General features: G+C 68.5%; 20 protein-coding genes and 1 pseudogene. 11 read left to right on the forward strand and 10 right to left on the reverse strand.

What is annotated here, in order from left to right; genetic code table 11:
• On the reverse strand, positions 1–405 hold the full coding sequence (locus tag AVHM3334_RS10355) for a hypothetical protein (RefSeq protein ID WP_284411999.1): 405 nt from the start codon (positions 403–405) through the stop codon (positions 1–3).
• Positions 406–736: 331 nt separating this feature from the next.
• Here AVHM3334_RS10355 and cspE point away from each other — a divergent pair, with 331 nt between their 5' ends.
• The 7 genes from cspE to AVHM3334_RS10390 all read left to right on the forward strand — a co-directional run bounded on the left by cspE (position 737) and on the right by AVHM3334_RS10390 (position 6,536).
• Positions 737–955 (forward strand): transcription antiterminator/RNA stability regulator CspE, encoded by a 219-nt coding sequence (gene cspE, locus AVHM3334_RS10360; protein ID WP_092746009.1) that lies wholly within the window; start codon positions 737–739, stop codon positions 953–955.
• Positions 956–1,055: 100 nt separating this feature from the next.
• On the forward strand, positions 1,056–2,087 hold the full coding sequence (locus AVHM3334_RS10365; protein WP_284412004.1) for a trypsin-like peptidase domain-containing protein: 1,032 nt from the start codon (positions 1,056–1,058) through the stop codon (positions 2,085–2,087).
• Between the two features lie 363 nt (positions 2,088–2,450).
• Positions 2,451–2,711: a hypothetical protein gene (locus AVHM3334_RS10370; RefSeq protein WP_284412006.1), complete on the forward strand. Its 261-nt coding sequence runs from the start codon at positions 2,451–2,453 to the stop codon at positions 2,709–2,711.
• Between the two features lie 160 nt (positions 2,712–2,871).
• Complete coding sequence (locus AVHM3334_RS10375) at positions 2,872–3,981, forward strand: PA0069 family radical SAM protein (RefSeq protein WP_284412007.1); 1,110 nt, start codon at positions 2,872–2,874, stop codon at positions 3,979–3,981.
• 229 nt (positions 3,982–4,210) lie between these two features.
• Positions 4,211–4,903, forward strand: coding sequence for an HAD-IA family hydrolase (locus AVHM3334_RS10380; protein ID WP_284412009.1), 693 nt, complete (start codon positions 4,211–4,213; stop codon positions 4,901–4,903).
• Positions 4,904–4,906: 3 nt separating this feature from the next.
• A complete protein-coding gene (locus AVHM3334_RS10385) occupies positions 4,907–6,091 on the forward strand; it encodes an amidohydrolase (protein WP_284412010.1) in 1,185 nt (394 codons plus the stop codon).
• A 91-nt stretch (positions 6,092–6,182) separates the two neighbouring features.
• Positions 6,183–6,536 (forward strand): cupin domain-containing protein, encoded by a 354-nt coding sequence (locus AVHM3334_RS10390; protein ID WP_284412012.1) that lies wholly within the window; start codon positions 6,183–6,185, stop codon positions 6,534–6,536.
• A gap of 89 nt (positions 6,537–6,625) precedes the next feature.
• On the opposite strand, the gene AVHM3334_RS10395 is transcribed toward AVHM3334_RS10390, so the two are convergent.
• The 9 genes from AVHM3334_RS10395 to AVHM3334_RS10435 form a co-directional block, all read right to left on the reverse strand.
• Positions 6,626–7,228, reverse strand: coding sequence for a hypothetical protein (locus tag AVHM3334_RS10395; RefSeq protein WP_284412014.1), 603 nt, complete (start codon positions 7,226–7,228; stop codon positions 6,626–6,628).
• A gap of 91 nt (positions 7,229–7,319) precedes the next feature.
• The gene (locus AVHM3334_RS10400; RefSeq protein ID WP_284412016.1) at positions 7,320–7,637 is read right to left on the reverse strand and encodes a hypothetical protein; all 318 of its coding nucleotides are present in this window, start codon (positions 7,635–7,637) and stop codon (positions 7,320–7,322) included.
• A 194-nt stretch (positions 7,638–7,831) separates the two neighbouring features.
• Positions 7,832–8,998, reverse strand: coding sequence for an NAD(P)/FAD-dependent oxidoreductase (locus AVHM3334_RS10405; protein ID WP_284412017.1), 1,167 nt, complete (start codon positions 8,996–8,998; stop codon positions 7,832–7,834).
• Positions 8,995–10,431, reverse strand: coding sequence for an FAD/NAD(P)-dependent oxidoreductase (locus AVHM3334_RS10410; protein WP_284412019.1), 1,437 nt, complete (start codon positions 10,429–10,431; stop codon positions 8,995–8,997). The genes AVHM3334_RS10405 and AVHM3334_RS10410 overlap by 4 nt, the downstream gene beginning before the upstream one ends.
• Positions 10,428–10,802, reverse strand: a complete 375-nt coding sequence (locus AVHM3334_RS10415; protein WP_284412021.1) for a (2Fe-2S)-binding protein — start codon at positions 10,800–10,802, stop codon at positions 10,428–10,430. Before AVHM3334_RS10415 ends, AVHM3334_RS10410 begins: the two co-directional genes overlap by 4 nt.
• A gap of 16 nt (positions 10,803–10,818) precedes the next feature.
• Positions 10,819–11,313 carry an Lrp/AsnC family transcriptional regulator gene (locus tag AVHM3334_RS10420; protein ID WP_092746020.1) on the reverse strand — a complete coding sequence of 165 codons (495 nt, stop codon included), beginning with the start codon at positions 11,311–11,313 and terminating at the stop codon, positions 10,819–10,821.
• 88 nt (positions 11,314–11,401) lie between these two features.
• Complete coding sequence (locus AVHM3334_RS10425) at positions 11,402–12,805, reverse strand: aspartate aminotransferase family protein (RefSeq protein WP_284412023.1); 1,404 nt, start codon at positions 12,803–12,805, stop codon at positions 11,402–11,404.
• 197 nt (positions 12,806–13,002) lie between these two features.
• The gene (locus AVHM3334_RS10430) at positions 13,003–13,938 is read right to left on the reverse strand and encodes a 2-hydroxyacid dehydrogenase (RefSeq protein WP_284412025.1); all 936 of its coding nucleotides are present in this window, start codon (positions 13,936–13,938) and stop codon (positions 13,003–13,005) included.
• A gap of 29 nt (positions 13,939–13,967) precedes the next feature.
• On the reverse strand, positions 13,968–14,867 hold the full coding sequence (locus AVHM3334_RS10435) for a GNAT family N-acetyltransferase (RefSeq protein WP_284412027.1): 900 nt from the start codon (positions 14,865–14,867) through the stop codon (positions 13,968–13,970).
• A gap of 244 nt (positions 14,868–15,111) precedes the next feature.
• Between AVHM3334_RS10435 and AVHM3334_RS10440 the strand changes: the two genes are divergently transcribed.
• The 4 genes and pseudogenes from AVHM3334_RS10440 (at position 15,112) to AVHM3334_RS10455 (ending at position 20,501) form a co-directional block, all read left to right on the forward strand.
• The gene (locus AVHM3334_RS10440) at positions 15,112–16,605 is read left to right on the forward strand and encodes an aldehyde dehydrogenase family protein (RefSeq protein ID WP_284412028.1); all 1,494 of its coding nucleotides are present in this window, start codon (positions 15,112–15,114) and stop codon (positions 16,603–16,605) included.
• 215 nt (positions 16,606–16,820) lie between these two features.
• Complete coding sequence (locus AVHM3334_RS10445) at positions 16,821–17,486, forward strand: haloacid dehalogenase type II (protein ID WP_284412030.1); 666 nt, start codon at positions 16,821–16,823, stop codon at positions 17,484–17,486.
• 38 nt (positions 17,487–17,524) lie between these two features.
• On the forward strand, positions 17,525–18,814 hold the full coding sequence (locus tag AVHM3334_RS10450; protein WP_284412032.1) for an NAD(P)/FAD-dependent oxidoreductase: 1,290 nt from the start codon (positions 17,525–17,527) through the stop codon (positions 18,812–18,814).
• 96 nt (positions 18,815–18,910) lie between these two features.
• Positions 18,911–20,501, forward strand: a pseudogene (locus AVHM3334_RS10455) (ABC transporter substrate-binding protein).
• Positions 20,502–20,520: the final 19 nt, after the last annotated feature.

A 20,520-nucleotide genomic window follows, 5' to 3' on the forward strand; every position in this document is an offset into this window, starting at 1 on the left:
TCAGGCCGCGTCTTTCACCACTTCGCGCCCGCGGCGGCGCCAGTCGATGAACCAGGCCATGAACGGCAGGATGAGCATGGAGCCGGGCACCACCCACACCAGCAGGTAAGGGCTGACCGATGACGCCGAGCGCATGACGCTGCGCAGCCGGTCGCGCTCTTCGGCGGTCCAGAGGCCCTGGCGGCGCTGCTGCACCAGCCAGGTGACCGAGCCTTTCATCGTGGCCAATTCCTTGAGGAACCGGTTCTTCTCGCGGTTGCTGCCCGCCAGGAAGGCGCAAAACCACTCCGGCGCACATTCGACCCGTTGCTGCAGGGCTGCGGCGGACGCGGGATCGGAGGCCTGCGTCAAGGCGTTGTCGGTCGGAAGCGGGGGCTCCGGATTGGCGGGAGAAGCGGTGGTCATGGGCGGGGGAGCGTTCACTGCGCAGTGCTGGGCGGGCTGCCTGCAGGCGTGCCTCAGCACTGTGCCACAGAGCAAAATCCATGGTGCGGCAGAGTGTACTGAGTGTCTGTATTTGCATACAGCATGGGGCGCTTGGCGAAGGAAAAGCCTTCGTCCGGCTGCGGGGTGTACCATGGGCCCGGTAGGCATGTACAAGACCGTCACCCTAGGTCTCCCCAGTTTTCCCCGGCGCCCGGCCGGCGGACGTTGTCGAATTCCCCATCGATGATTTTCTTGGCGTCTCTGCGCCGCGCGCGTTCTTTGCGCTGCGGCAACTTGGAAAGGATTCGATATGACAACTCCCACACAAACCGGCACCGTGAAATGGTTCAACGATGGCAAGGGCTTCGGCTTCATCGCTCCTGACGATGGCAGCAAGGACCTCTTTGCCCATTTCCGTGAAATCCAGGGCGGCGGCTTCAAGACCCTGAAGGAAAACCAGCGCGTTCAGTACGAAGTCACGCAGGGCGACAAGGGCCCGCAGGCTTCCAACATCCGCACGGCGGACTGATCGGCACACAGCCGGCCCTGGCGTGGCCTTCGGTCCGCCCGGGCATCGGTTGAAATTCAAACGCGGCTGGTCCGCGTTTTTTTATTGGTAAGGGCCTCCCATGAAGAATCTGCAAGAAGTGACCGAGCGCATCTGCGAACTCAAGGGCGGCATGATCGCCGTCGATGCGCTGATGCCCGCCGTGCTGCACGCGCTGCCGCCGGCCAGTCTGGCCGTGGTGGCGCAATCGTTCACGGCCCATGCCGAGGCGGCCCGCACGGTGATGCTGAACGCGCCCATCTCGGACCACGTGCTGGCGACGTTCGAGCGCGACGTGGCGCGCACGCAGGCGGTGCTCGGCGGGCTGGCCTCCGGCCGCGCCGGCAAGGGGTATGCGACCGAGCCGGTGCTGCTCACCACGACGCGCATCAGCACGTTCGAAGGGCCGCGTTCGCTGACCGGCGCCAGCGGGTTTTTCTTTCGGCGCGACGAACGGTTGTTTCTGGTGACGAGCCGCCACGTGCTGGCGGATGCGCCCAGCGCCCACTTTCCGGACCGCATCGAGATCGATCTGCACCTTCACCCGCAGGATCTCTCGCAGTGCGCCGTTTTCTCCTTGCCGCTGTACCGCGATGGGCTGAGCCTGTGGCGCCAGGCCCGCGACGGGGGGGGCGATGTGGACGTGGCTGCCATCGAAATCGACACGGCCCGCTTGCCCGAGGGCTGCATTCTGGAAGCGTTCGACGCGACCCACCTGGAGACGGCGGGCGACCCGCCGCGCATCGCCGATGCGCTGGCGGTGGTGGGTTTCCCGCTCGGGTTTCACGACACGGTGCACCACCTTCCCGTGGTGCGCGCCGCCTCGGTGGCCTCGGCCTACAGCGTGCGCTTTCAGCAGCAGGGCTACTTTTTGACCGACGCGCGCACCCACCGGGGCAGCAGCGGTGCGCCGGTGCTGCGACGGCGTGCGGGCACCAGCGCGGCGGCGCTGCCCTGGCAACTGCTCGGCGTGCACTCCACCCGCATGGACATGAGCACCCGCGACCTGGTGCAGGACGAGTCCCTGGGCCTGAACTGCGCCTGGTACGCCGATGTGCTGATGACCCTCACCGGACCTGCGCCGGCGGATGGCCAGCCCGCCGCACCTGCGTGACGGGCCGTTTTGCCAGGCCGCAACACTGCTGCTGGCGTTTGCTATTGAATTACTCATAAGACGGTAACTTGCCGAGCACGCCAAGACAAGAAAGCCAGCATTCATGCGGTTTTCGAGGCGATCAATGTTCCCCAAGTTACTGACTTCTCAGTAATAGCTATACGCCGTTGATTTCATTGCGCTGGGGGCCAAAAACGCCCTGAGCGATTTGCCGACGCTGCCGCAGGCGCCCGTCGCCGCCCTGCTTGTGCTGCGCGCCGTTGTCGCCTACCGTGTGCTCTGCCGACGGGCCGCAGCGTTGGTGCCACGGATTCGATCCCCGAGTTCTGGGCGATGCGCGCCGGCCCGGCGAAGAAAGTGCTTATGAACGTCGCGTTCCTGGGCAGGGTGGCGGAACAGCCCCTGCCATACCTGACCTCCGACCCTGAAGAGATCCAGCATTTCGAGCTGCTGCGCTCCGCCGGACTGCTGACCGGCACCACCTCGGTCAACGAGGAAGGCGTCACCGTCTCCGCGCAGATCACCGGTTTCACCCCCGAAGGCCGGTCGCTGATGGCCATGGACGTCCAATTGCAGCGCATGCACCTGCGCGGCTTGCTGCGCCGTCTGTCCCTGACGGCCTGAGCACCGCGGCCAGGGCCGCACAGCGTGCCGGCGCCCAGGGTAGCCGGCGCCGGCAAACGGCGCTAATATCTGTATTTATATACAGTATTTGCTGACTGCGAGATGCGCTGCCTGTGCAGGCTTTTCGCACCCGCATTCCGCTTGGCCGAGGTGCCGCCCCATGTCCGAATTCCACCTTCCGGTGCACGCCATCAAAGGGCGGGGCGCCGCGACGCAGACCCCCCACCGCTTCCTGCGCGACGTGCGCGATGCCTTCGACGACGGCTGGGCCGAGCCTGGCGCGGAGCTGGACGCCTCCGCCCCGCAGGCCACCCGCGTGGTGATGGAGACGGCACGCAGCGCCATCTGCGCCAACGACTCGCCGGACATCTTCTTCGACCATTCGGTCAATCCGTACCGGGGTTGCGAGCACGGCTGCGTTTACTGCTATGCCCGGCCCACGCACAGCTACCTCAACCTGTCCCCGGGGCTGGATTTCGAAACGCAGATCATCGCCAAGCACAACATCGCCGAGGTGCTGCGCGGCGAACTGGCCCTGCCCGGGCATGTGCCGCAATTGCTCAACATCGGCTCGGCCACCGACTGCTACCAGCCCGTGGAGCGCGAGTTGCGCCTCACGCGCGGTCTGATCGAAGTGCTGGCCGAGGCCCGCTATCCGTTTTCGGTCATCACCAAATCGAGCGGGGTGGAGCGCGACCTCGACCTGCTTGGCCCCCTGGCGCGCGACCGCCTGGCCGCTGCCTACGTGACGATCACCACGCTGGATGCCGCGCTCGCGCGCCGGCTGGAGCCGCGCGCCGCCGCGCCGCACCGGCGCCTTCGCACCATCCGCGCGCTGGCCGAGGCCGGCGTGCCCGTGGGCGTGAGCGTGGCGCCGCAGATTCCGTTCATCACCGATGACATGGAGCAGGTGCTGGAGGCCGCGCGCGACGCGGGCGCGACCAGCGCTTTCTACACGGTGGTGCGCCTTCCCTGGGAAGTGGCGCCCATCATGCGCGAGTGGCTGGCGCTGCATTACCCGCAGCGGGCGGCGCGGGTGATGGCCCGCATCCAGGACCTGCACGGGGTGAGCGCCGAAGACCGCGCGGCCGGTAAAAGCTACGACAGCGACTTCGCCACGCGCATGAAGGGCACGGGCCTGTGGGCCGACCTGGTGCGCCAGCGCTTTGCCACCGCCTGCCGCCGCCTGGGGCTGAATCGCCAGCGGGTGGAGCTGGACCTGTCGCAGTACCGGGCGGGGCTGGCGCGGGGGCAGGGCAGCCTTTTCTAGCGTCCGTGCTGGCGCCGCCGCGAAAAGGCGGCACCGGGCTCGCCGAACAATCTGCGTGCTTCGCGGCAAAGAACGCAATTCGCTGCCGCTGCGCCCACCGTGATCGACACCTCGGCGGGCGCGACAACTCCTAAAGTGGCTGCATGGGTCCCCGCCCTTGGCCGACCGGTTTACCGGCCGGCGGGTCATCGGGGCACCGTTCTCATTCACCGGCCCAGGAGCGTTTTCCATGTCCCTTAGCAACTTCAAGGTCCTCACTTTCGATGTCGTCGGCACACTGATCGATTTCGAGGGCGGCATGCTGGCGTACCTGCGGCAGGCGGTGCCGGACAGCACGGTGACGGACGATGCCTTTCTCGCCGCCTACCGCACCGCCCGCAAGAGCGGCGACACCGGCTGGTACCCCGACGACCTGGAGCGCTGCTGGCACGTGGTCGCACCCCCGCTGGGCCTGCCCGACAGCGACGCCCTGGCGCGCGGCCTGCGCGATTCGGTGGCCGACTGGCCGGCGTTTCCCGACTCCGTTCAAGCGCTGCAGCGCCTGCGCAAGCACTTCAAGCTGGTGACGATGACCAATGCCCAAAGCTGGGCGCTGGCGCATTTCCAGAAGACGCTGGGCTCGCCGTTCGACCTGCTGCTGAGCTGCGACGACGCCCTGTGCGAAAAGCCCGATGCGCGCTACTTCGCCTATGCCTGCGGCCGCTACGAAGGCGCCTGGGGCTACCGGCAGTCGGACAACCTGCACGTGGCGCAAAGCCAGTACCACGACATCGGCATCTCCAAGCGGCTGGGCATCACCACCTGCTGGATCGAGCGGCGCCACGGCATGGCGGGCTCGGGCGGCACCATCGAATCGGAGCACACCGTGCCCGACTACCACTTCCACACGCTGGCCCAACTGGCCGATGCGGTGGAGGCTTAGCCGATGAGCCTGGACACCATCGCCCGCCCGGTCGCCGACCTGCTTCCCGATCTCGTCGCGCTGCGGCGCGACTTGCACGCGCACCCCGAGCTGGCGTTTCAGGAGCGGCGCACGGCCGGCATCGTGGCGCAGTCGCTGCGGCTGCTGGGCCTGGAGGTGCACGAAGGCATCGGCGGCACGGGCGTGGTCGGCACGCTGCGCTGCGGCAGCGGGCCCCGCAGCGTGGGGCTGCGCGCCGACATGGACGCCCTGCCGATGGTGGAACTGGGCAAGGCGGCGCATGCCAGCCGCACGCCGGGCGCGCACCATGGCTGCGGGCACGACGGCCACACCAGCATGCTGATCGGCGCGGCGCGCCAATTGGCACGCACACACGGGTTGGAAGGCACGGTGCACTTCATCTTCCAGCCGGCGGAAGAAGGCAAGGGCGGCGCGCGCCGGATGATCGAGGACGGCCTGTTCGAGCGCTTTCCGTGCGACAGCGTCTATGCGCTGCACAACTGGCCTGACCTGCCGCTGGGCCAGGCGCAGACGCGGCCCGGACCCATCATGGCTGCGGCGGACCGCTTCGACATCGCCGTGCGCGGGCGCGGCGGCCATGCCGCGCAGCCGCACCACACGCCCGATGCGATCCTGGCCGCGAGCCAGCTGGTGGCGCAGCTCAACACCATCGTCGCGCGCCGCATCGACCCCGGAGAATCGGCCGTGCTGTCGGTCACGCGCATCGAGGGCGGCCACAGCCACAACGTGCTGCCGGCCGAGGTGCAGATCACCGGCACGGTGCGCAGTTTCGATCCGGCGTCGCAAGACCGCATCGAGGCCGCGCTGCGCGACACCTGCCACGGCGTGGCGCTGGCCAGCGGCACCGAGGTGGCGGTGACTTATTCGCGCTACTACCCCGCCACCCTCAACAGCGGCCCCGAAGCGGCGCTGGCACTGGAGGCCGCACGCGCCATCGGGCTCGGGGCCGAGATGGCGCCGCGCGCCGCATTCACTTCGGAAGACTTCGCCTTCATGCTGCAGCGCCGCCCGGGCGCTTACCTGTGGCTCGGCCAAGGCAGGGCCGACCCCGGGCCCGACGGCGAGCGTGCGCTGCACCACCCGTGCTACGACTTCAACGACGACGCGCTGCCGCTGGGCGTGCGCTGGTTCTGCGAAGTGGCGGCGCGCGCCCTGGCAGCGGGCTGAGGCTTCGCCGCCGCGCCGCGCCGGTCTTTGCACTGCGATTTCTGGTTTCCGTGTTCACGCCTTCAACGGTCTTTTGAGAAAGCCTTTTTTTATGAGCATCACCGTGCTGCGCCAGTCCGCCACCCTGGAGGGCTTCGAACCCCAGGGCTCGCCCGCCCGCCCGCTGACCCTGCCGCCCTGCGCGTTCAGCGGCATCGATGTGGATCTGCACGGCGCGGGTGACAACCGCTCGGGCCTGTGGGAATGCACGCCCGGCCGCTTCGAGCGCCAGTTGGCCAATGCCGAGGTCATGCACATCCTGGCCGGGGCCTGCACCTTCACGCCCACGGGCGGCGAGCCTTTGGCGATTCGTGCGGGCGACACGCTGTTCTTCCCGTCGAACACGACGGGCGAGTGGCATGTGACGCAAACGCTGCGCAAGGTTTTCGTGGTGCTGGTTGGTTAGACGGGCCGCTTCGATCTATCCGATGTGGGCTCATCGGTTTGTTTAACCATCTCGTGCAAACGGCATACAACTACCCACTGGTGAGTCGTTCAGTCCTTGTCGGCCTGAACGAAATACCTTGCTCTTATGCTTTCACTCGTCTGGTTGCAGATTTGTTGGCTGACCAAGTTAAGTGATGGCAATAAAACGCATACGCCTACTGAATGTCGAAAGCTCGTGGATTTCAGCTCGTCAAAATATTGAATTTCACCATCACCTTGCCTAATCGTGTAGCGAAATTGAAACTGAGATGTCGGCGCTCGATCCATGGCGGCCGAGCCCAAAGCCGCCCCCAGTAATCCGATTGCCAAATTAGCCCCAGCGGAATAGTTGTTGTTCCCGCTGAATGCCCTGTCTAAATAGGCGGCGTTTGCGATCGCGCCCCCTAATAAGGCACCTCCGTTTGTACCCGGCGTGGATTGATCGGCCCCCTGAACATCGAGGATGACGCCATAAGATTCAGGCTCCAACAATTTCAACTCATAGCCCATTTCCATTTGCTGACGCTCTTGGACTGAAAGTTTTTCCCAAAGAGGGCGAGAGAGCATTGCAAGCTTTTTTGACACTTGCGCAACGGGCTGAGTACTTGCGCTTGTTGTCGAAGCTGTGTCTATGGATATTGCAGGAATGGCGCCAGAGGTCGCGTAACCCATTTCTTGTGTGCGATTCGTATGCCGCGGCAACTCAGGGGCGGGCGCGGCACAACCGGCAAGCAAGAAGAGTCCGGCGACGGTTACTGTTGACCTACTGTAAGAACTTGATTGCACGGCCTTTGCCCTCCAAGCTTCCCCAGCTCATCATCGAAATTCCTCCATTTCCGTATCGGACCAGGATCACTGCATCTGCCCCCAGTTCTGCTCCTTTTTCACGCAACTTCTCGTTCACCAGTTCGCGCGTTGGTTCTGGATGGAAGAGAGTGGTTTTGTTGACGGTGACTGTCACGTCTCCCAATGATTGATAGCGACGGTCAACTACATCGCCATCTGTCAACGTAATATCTGTTGGAGCCCTCTTGGCAGTTGCGGCGGTTGCCGTCTTTACATCCGCGTTATTGGTGTCCACGCTAATCGTTGACCATGTAGCGCAGCCCGAGAGAAAAAGCGATGTAGCAATAACAGCGGTCTGAAATCCAAAACGATGCATGTATCCCCCTCTTGTTGTTGGTGAATCATTTTGCAACAACTACTGTCTGGAGGCTACAGGGATGATCATCATCCCCAAATAATTCTCATCGTTTTCATTCGGTTGACTTCCTGTTACGCCACTTGCTGCGTCACCGCCGCGAACCGACCGATGAAGTAGGGCTCCAGCGGGATCGATGTGCGGCCGGTGGCGATCAGTTCCGCCATGGTTTCACCCACGCCGGGGCTGATCGCGAAGCCCTCGCCATTGAAGCCGAAGGCGTAGTGCAGCCCTTGCACCCTGGCGCTTTGCCCCATCACCGGCTGCCAGTCGGGCGTGTAGCCCTCGATGCCGCTCCACACGCGGATCAACTGCACATTCGCGAAGGCTGGCACGAAGCGGCGCAGCTCGCGCATCTGGCGCAGCACGTTGTCGGGCTTCACATAGGCGCGGATCTGGTCGGCATGCGCGATGCCCTTGAGGCCGCCGCCGAACACGATGTTGCCGCGCGCGATCTGGCGAAAGTACAGGCCCTCGGTCTCGATGGGCGACGACAGGCCGATGGAAGGCCCCAGCGCATAGGGCAGCGGCTCCGTCACGCCCATCTGCGGGCCGCGCGCCTGCATCGGCACGGCCTCGCCGAACTGCTCGGCCATGCGGTTGGACCAGGCCCCGCACGCCACCAGCATCTGCGGGGCGCGGTAGCGCCTGCCATCGGCCGTGTGGGCGACGAAGCCGTTGCCGTCGCGCTCCACCTGCAGCACCTCGGCATGCTCGACGATGTGGGCGCCCGCACGGCGTGCGGCGCGGGCGAAGGCCGGGCCGGCCAGGCGCGGGTTGGCGTGGCCGTCCTGCGGCGAATACGAGCCCGCCACCACGCCGGGCGCGAAGATGCCCCAGCGCTGGCGCAACTGTTCGGCAGTGAAGAGCTGCAGGTCCAGCCCCAGCGGTTTCACGTCGTGCGCATGTTTTTCGATCACGGCGGCCTGCTGCTCGGTGTAGCAAACGCGCAGGTGGCCATAGGGCACGAACTCGGCGTCTTCACCCAGCAGCGATTGGATGCGGCCCCACACGGCGCGCGCGCGGTTGGCCAGCGGTATCTGGTGCAGCTCGCGGCCCTGGCGGCGCACGTTGCCGAAGTTGGTGCCGCTGGCCTGGCGGCCCACCAGTTCGCGCTCCAGCAGCGTGACCGACAGGCCATGCTGGCGCAGGAAAAAGGCGGTCGTGGTGCCCATCAGGCCGCCGCCCAGCACCAGCACATCGGTGTCGTGCGCCGTGGGGTTGTGGCTGGCGGGATTCATGCCTGCACCTCGCGCGTGTCCATCATCAGGGGCTTCACCGGCGCCTGCGACCGCAGGCGGCCCACCTGTTCCACGGGAATGTGGCAGGCGCTGGCGACGATCTCCGCGGCGGCATGGCCGCAAAAGCGCCCCTGGCATCGGCCCATGCCCACGCGGCTGAAAGCCTTCGCGCGGTTCACCTCCTGGCTGTCCAGATCGGTCACGCAGCGGCGCAGCTCGCCCACGGTGACGGCTTCGCAGCGGCAGACCACGGCGCTGTCGGGCAGCGCGGCGGCCTGCGCGTGCGGCCACGGAAACGCATGCGCCAGGCCCTGGCGGAAGCGGTCCATCTTGCCGAGCGTGCGCCGCAGCGCCGCCGCCTCTTGCTCGTAGCGGGCACGGCCTGCCGCGTGCTGCAGGTCGGCCAGCGCCGCCAGCGCGGCCAGGCGGCCCGCGGCCTCGGCGCCATCGGCCCCCAGAATGCGGGCGCCGTCGCCGGCCAGGTACACGCCCGGCGTGCTGCTGCGGCCGTCCTCGTCGATGCGCGGCAGCCACTGGCGGCTCACGGGTTCGAAGGCGAACTCGCAGCGCGCCAGGTCGGCCAACTGCGTCTCGGCCCGCAGGTGCCAGCCCAGGCCCACGGCATCGCATTCGAAGCGCCGCTCCTGGCCCTTCGCATCGCGCACGGCCACGCCTTGCACGCCCAGCCGGTCGTCGCCCTCGATGGACAGCGGCGCCACGCCCTGCAGCACCGGCACGCCCGCTGTTCGCAGGCCGCGGATCAGCCCCAGCCCGCGCAGCGCGAGCGTGGGCCGGGCCAGCAGGCCGGCAATGGCGGCCCAGGGCTTGGCGGCGGGCGCGGTGTCCAGCACCGCCGCCACGCGCGCGCCGGCCTGCACGTACTGCGAGGCCACCAGATACAGCAGCGGCCCGCTGCCCAGAAAGACGACCTGCGAGCCGATGGCGCAGGCCTGGGCCTTGAGCGCGATCTGCGAGGCGCCCAGGCTGTAGCAGCCTGCGCGGTGCCAGCCGGGCACGGGCATGAGCCGGTCGGTGGCGCCGGAGCACACCAGCAGCGCATCGAACGGCAGCGTCTGCGGCGCGCCCGCGTGCACCACGTGCAGTTCGCCGGCGGTCACGTTCCAGGCCAGCGTGTCGGGCCGGTAATCGACTTCGGCGCGCAGGGCGTCGAAGTCGCGGTGCAGCGCCTGGGCCTTGGCGGCTTCGCTGCCATAGAGCTTGGCGTAGGGGCGCTTGAAGCCCTCGGGCTGGCGCCGGTAGATCTGCCCGCCGTCGCGCCGGCTTTCATCCACCACGGTGGGGCGCAGCCCGGCCTGCACCAGCGCCTGGGCGGCGCGCACGCCCGCGGGGCCGGTGCCCACCACCACGATGCGGGGCGAGTCTGTGGGGGTGGCGGTAGAGGGGGCGGCTGGTGTGGCCGCGGTGGCGCTCATGCCGCATCCCCTTGCGCATGGCGCGCCAGAGACTCGCGCAGGTCCAGCGTCACCGGCCAGTGCGCCGCGGGCGGGTGGGTGAGCACCTCCATGCCCGCCTCGGCCGGGGTGGAGCAGGCGCGCAGCCGCCCGCCCGAAGGCGTCCACACCCAGCAGTCCTGGCAGGCGCCCATCAGGCAAAAACCTGCGCGCGGCCCGTCGCCGAATTCGCTGTCGCGCACCCGCCGGCCGTGCTGCAGCAGGGCCACCAGCAGGGTGTCGCCGGCGAGTGCGGTGGCCGGCAGGCCATCGATCGTCAGGGCGATCTGCGGACGATCGGTTTCGGCCAGCCGCACGAAGCGGGCCGGCGGGCGATGGGCGGTATCGGGCATGGGCGTCGGGCGCGGGTCAGCGCTGGTGGGGAAAAAGCCGCTCGATAGGACAGTGCGTCTTGACGAACGGTGTCTTGATGACGATGTAGCTGAAGTACTTGGAGATGCCCAGGTTGCGTTCGAGCAGGTCCTCGATCACCTCCTGATAATGGTTCACCCCGCGCGTCAGGAAACGCAGCAGGTAGTCGTACCCGCCGCTCACCAGGTGGCATTCGAGCACCTCGTCCACCTCGCGGATGGCAGCCTCGAAGCGCGTGAAGTCCTCGCGGCGGTGATCCGAGAGCGTGACCTCGGTGAACACGGTGAGCGTGTCGCCCAGCTTCTCCAGCCGCAGGTGCGCGCCGTAGCCGGCGATGTAGCCTGCCTGCTCCAGGCGCTTGACGCGGATCAGGCACGGGCTGGGCGACAGGCCCACCGCGTCCGCCAGGTCCACATTGGTCATGCGCCCGTTCTTTTGCAACTGGGCCAGGATGCGCAGGTCCAGGCGGTCGATCTTGAAGGCTTCGTTCATCATGGCGGCATCGAGGGACGTGAAGGAGGCTTCGATTCTGCGGCGGCGCGCGGTCGCTGTGTGGGTTGCCGTGGCGGTGCGCGTCGTTTCAGCCGGCGAGGGCGGCGCGCACGTCGGGCTCGTTCAGCACGTCGTCCAGCGTTTTGCGAAGGCGCTTGAACATTTCGCCGAACTCGTCTTCGGTATAGGTGAGCGCGGGGGCGAAGCCCAAAATGTTGTCGCCGAAGGCGCGGAACACGATGCCGTTGCGATAGGCCGTGGCCGCGATGCGCTCGGACAGCGCGAGCGACGGCGCGAAGCCGCGCTTCGTGGCCTTGTCGCTCACCAGCTCCAGCGCGCCGACCAGCCCGCGGTGGCGCGAATCGCCCACCAGCGGGTGCGCGGCCAGCGCGTCCAGCCCCGCTGCGAAAGGCGCGGCCATGCGCTGGCCGTTGGCGAGAATGCCGCCTTCGTCGTACAGGCGCAGCACCTCCAGCGCCACGGCCGCGCTCACCGGGTGGGCCGAGTAGGTGGCGCCGTGGCCGATGGGGGCGCCTTCGGGCGCGCCGTCGGCGATGCCGGCATAGAGCGCGTCGGAGATCATCGTCGCGCCCATGGGCGCGTAGCCGGCCGTGAGTCCCTTGGCCATCGTGAGGATGTCGGGCGCCACGCCCTCTGCCTCGCACGCGAACATGGGGCCGGTGCGGCCGAAGCCAGTGATGACCTCATCCACCACCATCAGGATGCCCAGCTCGCGCGTGGCCTCGCGCATCGCCTTGAGCCAGCCGGCCGGCGGCACGATCACGCCGCCCGAGCCCTGGATGGGCTCGCAGAAGAACGCCGCCACGTTGTCGGCACCCAGCTCGGCCACCTTGGCGCGCAGCGCCGCCACCGAGGCCGCGATGATCGCCTGGCCGTCCGACGGGTCGGCGGCGCGGTAGGGGTTGGGCGAAGGAATGTAGTGCTGCGTGGGCAACGGCAGGTCGAAGCCGCGGTGGAACACCGGCAGGGCGGTCAGCCCCGCGCCGGTGGACGACGAGCCGTGGTAGCCGCGCTCCAGCGCGATGAAGTGTTTTTTGGACGGCTTGCCGATGGCGTTGTGGTACTGCACGATGAAGCGCACCGCCGCGTCCACCGCCTCGGAGCCGCCCAGCGTGAAGTACACGTGGTTCAGCGACTTCGGCGTGATCTGCACCAGCTTTTCAGCCAGGCGGATCGCCGGCTCGCTGCTGAAATGGAAGTAGCCTGTGGCATAGGGCAACTGGCGCATCTGCGCCGCGGCGGCCTGCACCACGCTCTCCTGGCCGTAGCCCACGTTCACGCACCACAGCCCGGCGAAGGCGTCCAGCAGCTCGTTGCCCCGGGCATCGGTCAGCCACGATCCCTGGCCCGACGACAGCACGTTGGGGCCGCGGCGTTCATGCGTGCGCCAGGGCGAAACGGGGTGGATCAGGTGCGCCCGGTCGATGGCGTCGAGCGAGGCGAGATGGGGCAGGTCGGTGAGTTGGGTCATGGCGGGTTCCGGTCGCAAGGGCAGAGGTTCGGTGGCGGGGAGACGTCTGTCGATGGCTTCAAGGTTAGGCCAGTGCCCGGGGCGCGTGGTGCTGCTTTGGCGGGCTTTGGCGCAGCACGCTGCGGTTGTTGGCGCGGTGGCAGCAGATCGTGCGGTGCGCCATGGGCCCGTTCCTCGCCACCCGGCCCCGCTTGGCCTCAATAGCCGCGCGATCGGTCCACCAGCCCGACCATCGGCTCGCCCGCATGGAACCGGCGCAGGTTGTCGATCACCACGCCCGCAGTGCTCAAGGGCTGCGTCATGCTGGCGATGTGCGGCGTGATCTGGATGCGCGGGTGCCGCCAGAACGCATGCGAGGGCGGCAGGGGCTCGGGATCGGCCACGTCCAGCACCGCGTCGCCGATCTGCCCCACGGCCAGTGCGGCCAGCAGGTCGGCGTCGATGAGGTGCGGCCCGCGGCCCACATGCACCAGTCCGGCGCCCGCAGGCAACTGCGCGAACAGGTCCTTGTTCAGGAAACCGCGCGTGGCGTCGGTGAGCGGCAGCAGGCACACGAGCACGTCGGTGCGCGCCAGAAAGGCGGGCAGTTCCTCCGTGCCCGCATGGCAATGCACGCCGGCGATGGCATGGCGCGAGCGGCTCCAGCCCGCGCAGTCGAAACCCAGGCCGCGCAGTTGCTCCAGCACCGCCTGCCCGAGCGACCCCAGGCCCAGCACGCCCACCCGGCGGCTGCTGGCCGGGCGCACCGGCAGCGCGCGCCATTCGCCTTGCTGCTGCTGGCGGCGGTACTGGGGCATGTCGCGGTGCAGGCCCAGCACGGCGTGCGTGACGTACTCCACCATGCCCTGCACGATGCCGGGCTCCACCATGCGCACCACCGGCAGGGCGGGCGGCAGCGCGGCGAAGTCGAACTGGTCCACGCCCGCGCCCGAAGAAAACAGCACCTGCAATTGCGGAAACCGCGTGCCCAGGTCCTGCGGCGGCTCCCAGGCCGCCAGGAACCGCACCTGGGCCGGGTCGCCGATGTCGGGCCAGATGCGAAAGTCGATCTCCGGGGCGCGTTCGCGGAACACGCCCGCCCACTGGCGCCCGCGCACAGGGTCGGATTTGTAGAGGAAGGTGGTTTTGGGCATGGCGGGGCTCATGTCGGGTGCGGTGCCGGTCAGCCCAGCGCCTGCGTGGCCAGGGCGAAGAGCCGGGGCGCGCCAGGCGCCGTGCCCTCGTCCGGCTGCAGCGGCGCACCACGCACCATGGTGGTGGGCGCGTCCACCCGCAGCAGGCCGATGCTCTCCAGCCACTCGGCCAGGCCGCTGTCGAAGTCGATGTCGATGCGCGTGAAGCGGCCCGCGTTCATGCCCGCCAGGTGCGCGATGAGCGCCTTGGCGCCTTCGGCGTCGGGTGCGACCACCGGGCCGATGGCATGCCCGCGGCCGAAGCGGCGCAGCAGGGCGAAGCCGCGCTGCTCGCCGTCGTGGTCCAGCACCACGCAGGCATCGCTGCGTGCCACCAGGTCGTCGATGAGCGCGTCGCGCGGCATGCCGCGCGCCTGGGCATCGAGCCGGTGCAGCGCGGCGGCTTCGTTCAGGCCCGAAGGGCGCAGGCGCCAGCCCGCGGGCAGGGCGATGAGCGGCGTGGGCCGGGCGGTGCCCTGGTGCTGGCGCACCTCGCCCGTGCGCACGAAGCCCAGGCGCTCGTACAGGCCGCGCCCCTCGGGGGTGGCGTGCAGCAGCACGGTGTGGTCGTCCAGGCCATCGAGCAGCGCCGTCATCAGGCGGTGGCCGATGCGCCGGCCCTGGCAGGCCGGCGTGACCAGCACCAGCCCGATGGTGGCGTGCCGCCCGCCCCACTTCCAGCGCTGCGCGGTGGCGATCGTCTGCCCGTCGCGCTCGGCCACCAGCCCCTCGGAATGCGAGAACACCTGCTCCCAGTCGGCCAGCCGGTGCGGCCAGCGCAGTTCGGCCGACAGCGCCTGCGCCTGGGGCAGGTCGCCGGGCGTCATGGGGCGCAGCAGCACGCCGTCCTCGGCGGTGGCGGGGGTGGCGGGCAGGGCGGTGGAGAGCATGGGCGGCGTCCTCGTTGCGAAGCGTTGCGAAGGGATCGGGCACCTATCTTGGACGACATCGGCGCGCCGCACCACCCCGAATCCGGGTTTGCCCGCAACTTGCAAGCTTCGTCTGCCGGGCGTGTCCGTTTTGCAATTCGCTGCGGTGGCGCGGGGCGTTACGGGCACAAATGCCGGGCCTTCCTGCCTAGCATCGAAGCACCTTTTTCCAACGGCGCGCAGGCCATTGCGCGCCCACCGTTCCATGCTGCTTTTCGATCCCCGGTCCATCGCCGTTCCCGCCGGCCACTTCATCGGCGGGCGCCTCGTGCCCGATGCCGGCCGCATCGCCGTGCTGCGGCCCTCCGACGGCCAATGGCATGCCGACCTGCCGCTGGCCGATGCCGCCACCGTGGACGCCGCGGTGCAGGATGCGTGGCAGGCCTGGCGCACCACCGACTGGGCGCGCCGCGCCCCCCGGGAGCGTGCCCGCGTGCTGCGCCGCTGGGCCGACCTGATCGAGGCGGACGGCCCGCACCTCGCGCCGCTGGAGGCCGTGTGCTCCACCCGCCCGGTGCGCGATGCCGCCGCCTGGGACGTGCCCTTCACCGCCGAAGGGCTGCGCTTTTTCGCCGAATACGCCGACAAGCTGGGCGGCGAAGTGGCCGCCACGCGGCACGACCATCTGGGCATGGTGGTGGCCGAACCCTACGGCGTGGTGGGCGCCATCACGCCGTGGAATTTTCCGCTGGTCATGATGTCGTGGAAGGTGGGCGCGGCGCTGGCCGCAGGCAACGCCGTGGTGCTCAAGCCGTCCGAGATGACGCCGTTTTCCGCCGTGCGCCTGGCGCAGCTCGCCGTGCAGGCGGGCGTGCCGGCCGGGCTCTTCAACGTGGTGCAGGGCGATGGCCGCACCACGGGCGATGCGCTCACCCGGCACCCGAAGATCGCCAAGATGACCTTCACCGGATCGACGCGCACGGGCGCGGCCATCATGGCCAGCTGCGCGCTGCAGGGCCCCAAGCCGGTCACGCTGGAGCTGGGCGGCAAGAGCCCGCAGCTCGTCTTCGACGATGCGCCCGACATCGACCGGCTGGCCGGCATCATCGCCGGCGCCATCACCGGCAACGCGGGCCAGGTGTGCGTGGCGGGCTCGCGCCTGATCGTGCAGCGCGGCATCGCCGAGGCCCTGGTGGAACGCATCGGCGCCCGGTTCGCCGCGCTGCGGCCCGGTGCCACCTGGGACGACGCCGCCACGCTGCCGCCCATCATCTCGGCGCCGCAGGCCGCGCGCATCCTCGACATCGTGGAGCGCGCGCGGGATGCGGGCGCGCAACTGCGCTGCGGCGGTGGGCTGTACGACGAGGTCGCCGGCGGCGCTACGGGCGGCGCGTATTTCCAGCCCACGCTGATCGAAGGCGTGGCGGCCGACAGCCCGGCCGTGCAGGAAGAAATCTTCGGCCCCGTGCTCACGGTGCAGACCTTCGACACCGAAGAAGAGGGCCTGGCCCTGGCCGCGCACGAACACTACGGCCTGGCCGCAGGCGTGCACACGGCGGACATCGGCCGCGCCCTGCGCGCCATGCGCGGCATCAGCGCCGGCACGGTCTGGATCAACCGCTACGGGCGCAGCGCGGACTTCGTCATCCCCACGGGCGGCTACCACCAGTCGGGCATCGGCAAGGACCTGGGGCGCCAGGCCGTGGAGGCCAACCTGCGCTTCAAAAGCGTGCTCATCGACTTTGCTGCGGCGCACTAACGGTGCACGGTTGCACGCCAGCGGTGCAGACCGCACGGCATGCCGCAAGGCCCCCGGCAAACCGCAGCTTTCTCGCGCCGCACCCCCGCATTTCCCTATGACACCCGCAAAACCGCATGCTTCAATCACTTCGTAATGACACCGTCGCAAACGCCGGACAAGGCACTGCGAACCGCCCCGGTCGGTGACCGGACCAACCCGAGGACTTCGAGACCATGACATTCCGTCCCAAGTACGTGACCTTCGACTGCTACGGCACGCTCACCCGCTTTCGCATGGGCGAGATGGCGCGCGAACTCTTCGCCGACCGCATTCCGGCCGAGCGCATGGAGCAGTTCATCGCCGACTTCAGCGCCTACCGTTTCGACGAAGTGCTGGGCGACTGGAAGCCCTACGAAGTGGTGCTGAAGAACGCCGTGCGCCGCCTGTGCAAGCGCTGGAAGATCCAGTACCTGGATGCCGATGGCCAGAAGTTCTACGACGCCGTGCCCACCTGGGACCCCCACGCCGACGTGCCCGCGGGCCTGGCCAAAGTGGCCAAGGAGATTCCGCTGGTGATCCTCTCCAACGCCTCCGACGACCAGATCCAGAAGAACGTCGCCATGCTCGGCGCGCCGTTCCACCGCGTGTACACCGCGCAGCAGGCCCAGGCGTACAAGCCGCGCCTGCAAGCCTTCGAGTACATGCTCGACTCGCTGGGGTGCAACCCCGAAGACGTGCTGCACGTGTCCTCCAGCCTGCGCTACGACCTGATGTCGGCCGACGACATCGGCATCAAGCACAAGGTGTTCGTGAACCGCGGCCACGGCCCGGGCAACCCGGCCTACAACTATGTAGAGATCGCAGACATCGGCGGTCTGCCGGGCGTCGTCGGCCTCTGATTCAACGGGCTCTCTCCACCCACCGCACGGCCCCGTCCATGAAGCTCGAGTCCTACTGGAACGATTCGGTGCCCCCGCTGGCGCTGGCCCCGCACGATCTGCCGCGGCAGGTCGATGTGGCCATCGTCGGCGCAGGCTTCACCGGCCTGTCGGCTGCCCTGGCCCTGGCCCGGCGCGGTGCGAGCGTGGCGGTGCTGGAGGCGGGGCCCACCGTGGCGCCCGAGGCCTCGGGCCGCAACGGCGGCCATGTGAACAACGGCCTGGCGGTGGACTACGCCGAGGTGGCCGCCAAGGTCGGCGTGCCGCAGGCGCGCGACTGGTACCACGCCTACGACGCGGCGGTGGACACCGTGGCGCGCATCGTGCGCGACGAAGCCATCGACTGCGACTTCCTGCGGCACGGCAAGCTCAAGCTCGCCACCCGGCCCCAGCACCTGGCGGCGCTGCGCCGCAGTGCCGAGCGGCTCATCACCGATGGGGTCGATACCGACATCAATATCCTCGATGCCGCCCAGGTGCGCGACGAGGTGCAGAGCGACCGCTTCGAAGGCGGCCTGCTGTACCAGCGCAGCGGCCAGATGCACATGGGCCGTTTCGCCCAGGGCCTGGCCGTGGCGGCAGAGCGCCGGGGTGCGCAGATCCATACGGGCACCTGCGTGGACCGCATCGTGCGCGAGCAGGGCCAGGCGCACCGCCTGCACACCGCGCGCGGCACGGTGCAGGCCAGCCAGGTGCTGCTGGCCACCGGCGCTTCGCGCCATGGCGGCTACGGCACCTTCGGCTGGCTGCGCCGGCGCATCGTGCCCATCGGCAGCTTCATCGTGGTGACCGAGCCGCTGGGCGCCGAGCGCGCACAGGCCCTGCTGGCGGGGCGGCGCACCTACGTCACCATCGCCAACATCCACCACTACTTTCGCCTCACGGCCGACCACCGGCTGGTGTTCGGCGGGCGCGCGCGCTTCGCCATCTCCAGCCCGCAGCAGGACGCCGCCAGCGGAGACATCCTGCGGCAGGGCCTGGCCGAGATCTTTCCGCAACTGGGCCGCGTGCGCATCGACCACTGCTGGGGCGGCCTGGTGGACATGACGCAGGACCGCCTGCCGCACGCCGGCGAGCGCAACGGGCTTTTCTATTCCATGGGCTACAGCGGACACGGCACGCAGATGTCGGTGCACATGGGCGAGCGCATGGCCGCCGTGATGGCGGGCGATGCGCTGGCCAACCCCTGGCGCGGGCGCGACTGGCCCGCCGTTCCCGGCCACTTCGGCCCGCCGTGGTTTCTGCCGGCGGTGGGGCTTTACTACCGCCTGAAGGACCGGCTGGCCTGACGCTCCCGCGCGCACGCCACTTTCCATCGCCTCCCTTCATTCCAAGATTTCCCGTTCTCCGTTCCCCCCACTGCCACCCGTCACAGGAGCACCACCATGAGCGACAGCCGCACCCCGTTCGACACCCTCGTCGGTCCCCGAGAAAGCCTTCGCGTGATGGACTCGCTGCGGCGGGGCGCCACGCGCCGCGACGTGCTCGCGATGCTCATGGCGGGCGGCATGCAGACCACCCTGGCCGGAGGCCTGGCGGGCATGGCGGTCACCGCCCACGCGCAGACGCCACGCCGCGGCGGCCGCCACCGACACGCTCGACCCGGCCAAGCAGTCCAACCAGACCGACTACTCGCGCGGCACCATGCTCTACAACGGCCTGTTCTCGCTGGACGGCTCGCTCACGCCGCAGCCCGCGCTCGCCGAGTCGTTCGCCACGCAGGACGCCAAGACCTGGGTGTTCACCCTGCGCAAGGGCGTGACCTTCCATGACGGCAAGGCCCTGTCGCCGGCCGACGTGGTGTTCTCCATCCTGCGCCACAAAGACCCCGCCACGGCCTCCAAGGCCAAGGTGCTGGCCGACCAAATCGAAACCGTCAAGGCCACGGGCCCGGCCGAGGTGACCATGGAGCTGTCCGCGCCCAACGCCGACCTGCCGGTCATCCTGGGCACGTTCCACTTCCACATCGTCAAGGACGGCACGACCGACTTCAACGCCGGCATCGGCACCGGGCCTTACAAGCTCAAGGAATTCAAGCCCGGCATGCGCTCGCTGATGGTGCGCAACGACGCCTACTGGAAGCCCGGCAAGCCCTACCTGGACGAGATCGAGTTCGTGGGCATCGGCGACGAAAGCGCCCGCGTGAACGCGCTGCTGTCGGGCGGCATGGACCTGGTGGCATCGGTCAACCCCCGCGCCGTGGCCCGGGTCAAAGGCACGCCCGGCTATGCGATCTTCGTCACGCAGTCGGGCCAGTACTCCGACCTCATCCTGCGCAAGGACATGGGTCCGGGCGCCAACCCCGACTTCATCATGGCGATGAAGTACCTGTTCGACCGCGAGCAGATGAAGAAAAGCATCGCGCTCGACTACGCCGTCATCGCCAACGACCAGCCCATCGACCCGACCAACCGGTTCTACTTCAAGGACCTGCCGCAGCGCACCTTCGACCTGGACAAGGCCAAGTTCCACCTGCAGAAGTCGGGCGTGACGGGCAAGGTGCCGGTGGTCACCTCTCCGGCCGCCATGTACTCGACCGAAACCGCGCTGCTGCTGCAGCAGTCCGGCCAGCGCATCGGCCTGGAGCTGGACATCAAGCGCATGCCGGCCGACGGCTACTGGTCCAACCACTGGCTCAACAGCCCGGTGGGCTTCGGCAACGTGAACCCGCGCCCCAGCGCCGACACCATCCTGACCCAGTTCTTCAAGTCCGACGCGGCCTGGAACGAGTCGCGCTGGAAGAGCCCGCAGTTCGACCAGCTGCTGCTGGCCTCGCGCGCCGAGACCGATCTGGCCAAACGCCGCCAGATGTACGCCGACATGCAGACCATGATCCACCAGGAGGCAGGCATCGGCATTCCGCTGTTCCTTGCAAGCATCGACGGGCACTCCACCAAGCTCAAGGGCTTGTCCCCGATTCCGCTGGGCGGCCTGATGGGCTACTCTTTCGCCGAGCACGTCTGGCTGGATGCGTGATGCGGCCTTGGCGCGTGGG

Source organism: Acidovorax sp. SUPP3334 (assembly GCF_030159055.1).
Classification (GTDB): domain Bacteria; phylum Pseudomonadota; class Gammaproteobacteria; order Burkholderiales; family Burkholderiaceae_C; genus Paracidovorax.